The sequence below is a fragment of the Hydrogenophaga sp. 70-12 genome (assembly GCF_001897365.1).
Classification (GTDB): domain Bacteria; phylum Pseudomonadota; class Gammaproteobacteria; order Burkholderiales; family Burkholderiaceae_C; genus Hydrogenophaga; species Hydrogenophaga borbori.
Genome location: NZ_MKSS01000332.1, coordinates 1 through 7,231 on the forward strand (window position 1 = coordinate 1; position 7,231 = coordinate 7,231).

Sequence of the window (7,231 nt, forward strand, 5' to 3'; positions counted from 1 at the left end):
CCGTGGCCCTGCACCCGGAGGTGCGCGCCCTGCTGGCGCGCGCGCAGCGCGTGTTCTCGCTGTCCAGTGCCTTCGATCCGCGCCAGTCGCAGCGCCAGTTCCACCTCGGCTGCTCGGATCACGCGGCCCAGGCCCTGCTGGGACCGGTGCTCGAGGACCTGCTGCGCGACGCGCCCGGCGTGCGCCTGCAGCTGCTGCACGCGGGCCGCAGCAACGCCGCCGACATGATCCGCGCCGGCGCGCTGGACCTGGCCCTGGGCGTGTTCAACAGCGCCGACGACACCATCGCCGTGCGCACGGTGCGCGAGTCGCCCTATGTGTGCCTGATGCGCGCCGGCCACCCGCTGGCCACCGGGCGCTTGACGCTGGCGCGCTACCTCTCGGCCCAGCACCTGCAGGTGCTGGTGCAGCCGGGCGCTTTCGGCGGCATCGACCAGACGCTGGCGCGCCTGGGGCATGCGCGCGACATCCGCTTGGTGGCCGCCCACTTCGGCGCCGCCTTGGGCTTGCTGCCGCGCGGCGAGCTGTTGTTGACGGTGCCCGACGACCTGGCGCCGGACGCCGCGGCCCGGGGCCTGGTGCGGCGCGCCCTGCCGTTTGCCCTGGAGCCGTTTCGCCACCAGCTCGCCATGAGCCGGCGCGCGGGCGAGGACCCGGGCCTGGCCTGGCTGGTCGAGCGCATCGCCGCTGCCCCCGGCCGTCGCGCCCGTTCGGCGCGCTGAAGCCACCGCGCGGCGTCGGCCGTGCACTCACCTGTGCACTTTCCCACGCCTTGCCGTTGGTCGCCCCTTAACTTTTGTTCACATCTGTCGAGATTGGGCGGGCCCAGAGGACCAACTCAATCGGAGGAGTGAGATGAAAGCAAAAAGAGGGGTGACCTGGCTGGCGGTGCTGGCCACGGTGTGGCTGGCGGGTTGCGCCAGCATGCAAAGCCACCACGAGACCGCCACCCAGATGCAGGCGGCAGGACAACAAGGGGACTTCAAGACCGCACTGACGCGCCTGGACGAGCGCCATGCCTCGCCCGAGGCGCGCAAGGAACTGCTCTACAACCTGGAGAAGGGCGAGCTGCTGCGCCTGGACGGCCAGATCGAGCCCAGCACCGAGGCCTTCCTGGCCGCCGATGCCAAGGTGCAGGAATGGGAGCAGGCGGCCAAGACCGACCCGCAGAAGCTCATGGGCACCGTGGGCGCGGCGCTGGTGAGCGAGCGCCTCAAGGTGTACGAGGGCCAGGACTATGAGAAGGTCTGGCTCACCACCCGCCTCGCCCTCAACCGGCTGGGCCAGGGCCGCATCGACGAGGCGCGCGTGGACATCAAGCGCACCCACGAGCGCGAGGCCGTGATCGCCGAGTTCCGCAGCAAGGAAACGCAGAGCACGGTCGACGAGGCCAAGGGCCGCGGCGTGCAGGCCCAAGGCCGCGAGATCAACGGCTACCCGGTCGAACTGCTGGACGACCCCGAGGTGCTGGCGCTGCAGAACGGCTACCAGAACGCGCTGAGCCACTACCTGGCGGGCTTCGTCTACGAATCGCTCAACGAGCCGGGCCTGGCCGCGCCGGGCTACCGCAAGGCCATCGAGCTGCGCCCGGGCGCGCCCGCGCTGGAAGAGGGCCTGCGCGGCCTGGACGAGCGCACCGGCTTCACCTGGAAGCGCAAGCAGCGCATGACCGACGTGCTGTTCGTCGTCGAGGCCGGGGTGGCCCCGGCGCGCGTGCCCAAGGCCTTCACGCTGCCGGTGCCGGTGGGCTCCAGCATCCGCACGGTGAGCATCTCCTACCCGGTGATCGATCCCTCGCGCGACGCCCCGCTGGAGAGCCTGCAGGTCGGCGAGCGCGCGCTGCCCCTGAGCAAGGTGGTCGACCTCAACGTGATGGCGCGCCGCGCCCTGCGCGACGAGATGCCGGGCATGGTGATGCGCGGCTTCTCGCGCGCCATCGCCAAGGGCGTGGTGCAGGACCAGCTGCAGAAGCAGGGCGGCCTGCTGGGCGGCCTGATCGGCATCGTGGCGTCGGCCGCCACCGAACAGGCCGACGACCGCATGTGGCGCATGCTGCCCGGGCGTGTCTACCTGGCGCGCGCGCACCTGCCGCCCGGCGAGCACGACATCAGCTTGCACGGCGTGAGCTTCGGCAAGGCCCGCGTGGACGGCCAGTACGCCGTGGTGCCGCTGCGCCTGTACGAAGGTCGCCCGCTGGCGGGCGCGGTCGGCCAGTTCGGCCAGCTGCCCCTGGTGGAGGCGGTGGCCACGCCGGCCGTGGCGCCGGCCGCCAAGCCCGTGGCCGTGAAACCCGCGGCCAAGCCGGCCCGCAAGCCCCGCCCGACGACGTCCGCCAAGGCCGCGGCCGCCGCCCTGTGAACCCCAACCCCATCCAAGCATGAACCCCATCCTGAACTGGTGCGCCCGGGCCTCGCTGGCCGGCGCCTGTCTGCTGGCGGCGCCGCTGGCGCTCGCCGACGCCGTGCCGGCCTCGGTGTCGCCCGCCGTGGCGGCCAAGCTGGCCTGGCGCGGCGAAGCGCCCGACATGGCCGTGCCCGAGATCCGTGTCGCGCGCAAGGGCGGCTTTCTCTCCGTGCAGTCCGACCTGCGCAACGGCGGCGAGAAGGACCAGGCCCTGTACTACCGCTACCGCTGGCTCGACCAGCACGGCAACCAGGTCGGCGACGGCGACGCCTGGAAACAGCTGAACCTGTTCGCCAAGGCGCAGCAGACCCTCAAGGGCACGGCCCCGCACCTGAGCGTGGCCGACTTCCGGCTCGAACTCAGCTTCGAGACGCCCTGATCCCCTTTCACGACCAACGGACCTTCTTCCCATGAAAACCCGAATCCTCCTTGCCCTGGTGCTCGTCGGCGTGCTCGCCGGCTGCGCCACCAAGCGCAGCCAGCCGGTGGTGCGCTTCGACCGCCAGGTCAACTACGGCGACGCCAAGGCCGTGGAGCTCGTGACCAATGAGTTCGGCTCCTCCGACCTGCAGCTGATCGCCGAGTCCATGGTCGGCAGCCTGCTCGAGACCGAGGTGCTGCAGGGCCGCCCCACGGTGACCATCGCCACCGTGCGCAACAAGACCAGCGAGTACATCGACACCACCAACGTGATGAACTCGATCCGCACCGCGCTGACCAAGTCGGGCAAGGTGCGCTTCGTCGCCAACATCAACGAGATGCAGAACCAGGTCGACGAGCTCAACCGCCAGAACCAGAGCGGGCTCTACAAGACCAACACCACGGCCAAGCTCGGCAAGATGACGGCGGCCAAGTACCGCTTCGAGGGCGAATTGACCAGCATCGTGAAGCAGAACAGCTCCACCAAGGACGTGTACTACAAGTTCACGCTCAACCTGTTCGACAACGAGGAGGGCTCGCTCGAATGGGCCGACGAGAAGGAAATCCGCAAGACCAGCAAGCGCTGATCCGGAGGCACACCATGACCCCCCTCAAACCTTCCCGCCGCGCCTTCGCCGCCACGCTCGCGGCCGGTGCCGCCCTGTTCGCCGGCGCCGCCTTCGCGCAGGCCGCGCCGCGGATCGCGGTCACCGACCTGGGCTACACCCAGCGCGTGGCCGAGTACTTCGAGGCCGCCACGGCCAGCCAGCAAAGCGCCATGAAGGCCACGCCGACCTCGCTCAGCGCGAGCGGCAGCGCCAGCATGACCTACGTGGCCGGCACGCATTCCTACATGGAGCACCGCGAGCTGCGCGCTTTCAGCAACGACATCCGCGGCGCCCTGCTCAAGGGCACGTCCTTTCGCCTGGTGCAGGGCAAGGGCTTCGACGCCGGCGACCCGCAGCCCACGGCGGCCGAGCGCGCCCTGCAGCAGGTCAAGACCGGCAAGATCGCCAAGCCGGTGCGCCAGCCTGACGTGAACGACATCATCGCGCGCATCCGCAAGGGCGAATTCGCCGGCGCCGACTACGTGCTGTTCGGGCAGCTCTCCAGCATCGAGTTCCGCGACGCGTTCTCGCCGCTGCAGGGCACCAGCAGCGCCACGCACCAGTACGGCCTGGACCTTCTGGCCGACTTCTCGCTCATCGACACGCGCAGCTTCGAGATCAAGGCCGCGTTCTCGGCCCAGGGCGCGGGCAACGACACCAAGCTGCTGTCGGCGCGTGGCGACGTGATGCCACCCAACCGCGCCAAGGTGATGCGCGAGACCTCGCAAAGCCTGGCGGCCGAGGTGTTCGCGCAGCTCGGCGAGCAGCTCTCGCTGGACCGCGCGCTCGCGCCGCGCCTGCGCGGCGCCTCGCCGACGGGGGGGGCGAACGCGCCGGCCGGCACGGCACCGGCCCAGCCCGAGGTGATGATCCTGCGCTGAGCCGGTGGTGCCCGGCGGTTCCCTGCGCGCGAAGCCCTGGCGCGGCCTGCCGCGCACGGCCGCCGCGCTGCTGCTGGCCTGCGCGGGCGTGGCGGCGGCCGCGCCATCGGCCTTGGCCGCGCCCGACGGGCCGAGCGCCGCGCCCCGCGCGCCCTGGAGCCGTGTGGACCTGCCCGGATCGGCGCCGGGCCGCCGCGTGCCCGTGCTGCGGCGAGAGGCCAGCCCCGACGCGGCCGCGCCGCGCGTGGTGGTGGTGCCGGGCTCGGGCTGCGCCGGTCTGGGTCCCATCGCCCCGGCCTACTTCGCGGGCCTGGAGCGCGCGCAGGTCTGGGTGCTGCACAAACCTCTCACGAACCCCTGGGTGCGCACCGCGCCCGACGGCTGCGGCGAGGCCTTCGCGCGCGACGACCGGCCCACGCGTTGGCAGGCCGACGCCCTGGCCGCGCTGCAAGCGCTGCGGGCGAGCGAGCCCGAACGGCCCACCTGGCTGGTGGGCATCTCCGAAGGCGGCGACCTGCTGCCCGCGCTGGGCCAGGCCTTGGGCACCTCGCTGCGTGGCCTGGTGTTGCTGTCGGCCAGCGGGCTGGACCCGGCCGAGACCCTGCGGCTGCAGGCGCAGCGGATCGGCCGCCCCGAGGCCTGGGCGGAAATCCGCGCGGCCGCGGCCAGCGCGCGGTCCGACGACGACCTGGTGCACGGCCGCAGCCTGGGCCATTGGCGCGACCTGTTGGCCTGGCGCCTGTTCGAGCCGCTCACGGCCCCGGTCTGGGCCGTGTGGCAGTGGTGGGGCGACGCCGATGAACTGATCCCCGCCGAGGCCTATGAGCGCTTCGGGCGCGAGGCGGTGGCGCGACCCGCGCGGCTGTGCGTTCGGCGCTGGCCCGGTGCCGACCACGGCCTGAACCGGCCGGGCGCCGGTCCGGCCCAGCCCGCCCTGTGGCTGGCGTTGCTGGCCGCTACCGAGGCCGATGACGCGGGCTGCGGCCTGCCCTGAGCACCGGCCGCCACGGCAGTGGCACCGCGTGCCCCGGTTCGGCTAGGTCTCCGGGTCGTGCCCAAACTCGCGCAGCTCCTGCGAACAGCGGCAGGCGGTGGCGATCCGGGCGGCCCACACGATGGCGGCGTCGCGCGATGGCAGCCGCAGGACGCAGAAGCCGCCGTCGAACCCCTTCGTCTGCGGATAGGTGCCGGGGGTGACCGTGCGGTCCGAGGCGACCATGAGCGGTGCGACGTCTCCATTGATGCCCCCGCCGAACACGTACACGCCAGCGGCCTTCGCCTCGCGGATGACCGCGCGCGCGGCGTCGCCCACGGCCGCCATCTCCTCGGCAGGGACGTTCATCGCGCTGGCGGGAAAAGAGATCAGGTAGTTCGTCATCGTTCGCTCCCTCGGTTGAGGCCGGTGTGGACCGGACCCGCCGCGCCCGGCGCTCAGGGCAGTTCCAGGTCCGTCGACGGTGCGCGCAGCTCCACGAAGAAGGTGCAGCCCTGGCCAGGCGCGGTGTCGCACCACAGCCGGCCTTCGTGCCGCAGCACGATGCGCTGCGCCAGCGCCAGGCCCATGCCGATGCCCTCGTAGTCCATGGAGTGGTGCTGGCGCTGGAACATCACGAACAGCGACTTGGCCTTGGCCAGGTCGAAGCCCACGCCGTTGTCGCGCACGAACAGGGTGTGCAGCCCGCCCACCGGTGGCAGCTGGCCGACCTCGACGCGCGCCTGGGCCACGCGGCGCGTGAACTTGGCGGCGTTGTCCAGGAGTTGGCCGAACACCTCGGCCAGCAGGATGGCGTCGCCGCCCACCACGGGCAGCTGGGGGTCGACCACCCAGTCGATTTCGCGCGGCGCGTTCTCGGCGCGCAGCCGGCCCACGATGCCCAGGATCAGCGGCGTGAGCGAGACCGGCGAGGGGGCGATGCTCAGGCGGCCCAGCCGCGCGTATTCCAGCAGGCCGTCGATCATCTGGCCCATGCGCTTGGCGGCGGTGCCGATGGCGGTCTGGAACTGCAGCAGCTCGTGGTGCTGCGCCGGGTCCAGGCCCTCCTGCGTGAGCGCGACGTACTGGCCGATGTGGCGCAGCGGCGCGCGCAGGTCGTGCGCCACGGTGTAGGAGAAGGCGTCGAGGTCGCGGTTGGCGGCGTCCAGCTGCTGGGTGCGCTCGGTCACGCGGTGCTGCAGCTCCTCGTTCAGCCGCGCCATCACGTCGGCCAGGCGCTTGGATTCGCTGAGGTCGTGCGTGATGACCGACAGGCCTTGCAGCCGGCCTTGCGGGTCGCGCAGCGCGGTCAGCGTGGCGTGCGACCAGAAGCGCGTGCCGTCCTGGCGCTGGCTCCAGCCCTCGTGCTCGGCGTGGCCTTCCTCCAGGCAGACGTCCAGCATCACCTGCACGTCCAGGCCCGCGAGTTCCTTGTCCTGCGGCTCGAACAGCGCGTCCAGCGAGCGGCCCAGGATCTGGCCGCGCTCGAAACCATGCAGGCGCTGGGCGCTGTCGGTCCAGTCGGCCACGCCGCCGTCGGGGTCGAGGAAGAAGATGGCGTGGTCGCGGATGGCGTGCGACATCAGGCGAAAGCGCTGCTCGCTGGCGTAGAGCTCGGCGCTGCGCTGGGCCACGCGCTCCTCGAGGTCGAGGTTGGCGTTGAAGACGAAGTCCTCGGTGCGGCGGCGCTCGGTGATGTCGATGAGCTCGATGAAGAAGCCGTGCACCTCGCCGTCGTGGCTGTCGGGCAGGTAGTGCACCTCGTGGTAGCGCGGCGTGCCGTCGGCGTCGGGGCGTTCGGCCTCGTGGCTCAGCGACTCGCCGTTGAGCGCCTTGGCCACGCGCGGCAGCACCTCGGGCAGCACCTCGGGCGACAGCACGCGGCTGAGGTCGATGCCGATGACCTCGTCGGCGGTGAGCCCGTAGCCGGCCGCGTAGGCGGCGTT

8 protein-coding genes are annotated in these 7,231 nt (G+C 71.8%); 6 read left to right on the forward strand and 2 right to left on the reverse strand.

The window, feature by feature from the left end:
- From BGO22_RS17280 to BGO22_RS17305, 6 genes are all read left to right on the forward strand, one after another.
- On the forward strand, positions 1–722 hold a 722-nt coding region (locus tag BGO22_RS17280), incomplete at its 5' end, for a LysR substrate-binding domain-containing protein (RefSeq protein ID WP_286851936.1).
- 133 nt (positions 723–855) lie between these two features.
- Positions 856–2,358, forward strand: coding sequence for a COG3014 family protein (locus BGO22_RS17285; RefSeq protein WP_070399360.1), 1,503 nt, complete (start codon positions 856–858; stop codon positions 2,356–2,358).
- A 19-nt stretch (positions 2,359–2,377) separates the two neighbouring features.
- On the forward strand, positions 2,378–2,782 hold the full coding sequence (locus tag BGO22_RS17290; RefSeq protein ID WP_070399361.1) for a YcfL family putative periplasmic lipoprotein: 405 nt from the start codon (positions 2,378–2,380) through the stop codon (positions 2,780–2,782).
- Between the two features lie 31 nt (positions 2,783–2,813).
- Positions 2,814–3,410, forward strand: a complete 597-nt coding sequence (gene lpoB / locus BGO22_RS17295) for a penicillin-binding protein activator LpoB (RefSeq protein WP_070399362.1) — start codon at positions 2,814–2,816, stop codon at positions 3,408–3,410.
- A 14-nt stretch (positions 3,411–3,424) separates the two neighbouring features.
- Positions 3,425–4,312 (forward strand): hypothetical protein, encoded by an 888-nt coding sequence (locus BGO22_RS17300; protein ID WP_286851939.1) that lies wholly within the window; start codon positions 3,425–3,427, stop codon positions 4,310–4,312.
- A gap of 7 nt (positions 4,313–4,319) precedes the next feature.
- Positions 4,320–5,306, forward strand: coding sequence for an alpha/beta fold hydrolase (locus tag BGO22_RS17305; RefSeq protein ID WP_286851941.1), 987 nt, complete (start codon positions 4,320–4,322; stop codon positions 5,304–5,306).
- Positions 5,307–5,348: 42 nt separating this feature from the next.
- Here the strand turns inward: BGO22_RS17305 and BGO22_RS17310 are convergent, their stop codons facing one another.
- The gene (locus tag BGO22_RS17310) at positions 5,349–5,690 is read right to left on the reverse strand and encodes a YciI family protein (protein ID WP_286851943.1); all 342 of its coding nucleotides are present in this window, start codon (positions 5,688–5,690) and stop codon (positions 5,349–5,351) included.
- Between the two features lie 53 nt (positions 5,691–5,743).
- A partial coding sequence (locus tag BGO22_RS17315; RefSeq protein WP_286851945.1) for a sensor histidine kinase occupies positions 5,744–7,231 on the reverse strand: 1,488 nt, incomplete at its 5' end.

Coding starts and splice junctions, on each gene's coding strand:
- BGO22_RS17285 (WP_070399360.1), top strand. CDS start 856: ATGAAAGCAAAAAGAGGGGTGACCTGGCTGGCGGTGCTGGCCACGGTG.
- BGO22_RS17290 (WP_070399361.1), top strand. CDS start 2,378: ATGAACCCCATCCTGAACTGGTGCGCCCGGGCCTCGCTGGCCGGCGCC.
- lpoB (WP_070399362.1), top strand. CDS start 2,814: ATGAAAACCCGAATCCTCCTTGCCCTGGTGCTCGTCGGCGTGCTCGCC.
- BGO22_RS17300 (WP_286851939.1), top strand. CDS start 3,425: ATGACCCCCCTCAAACCTTCCCGCCGCGCCTTCGCCGCCACGCTCGCG.
- BGO22_RS17310 (WP_286851943.1), bottom strand. CDS start 5,690: ATGACGAACTACCTGATCTCTTTTCCCGCCAGCGCGATGAACGTCCCT.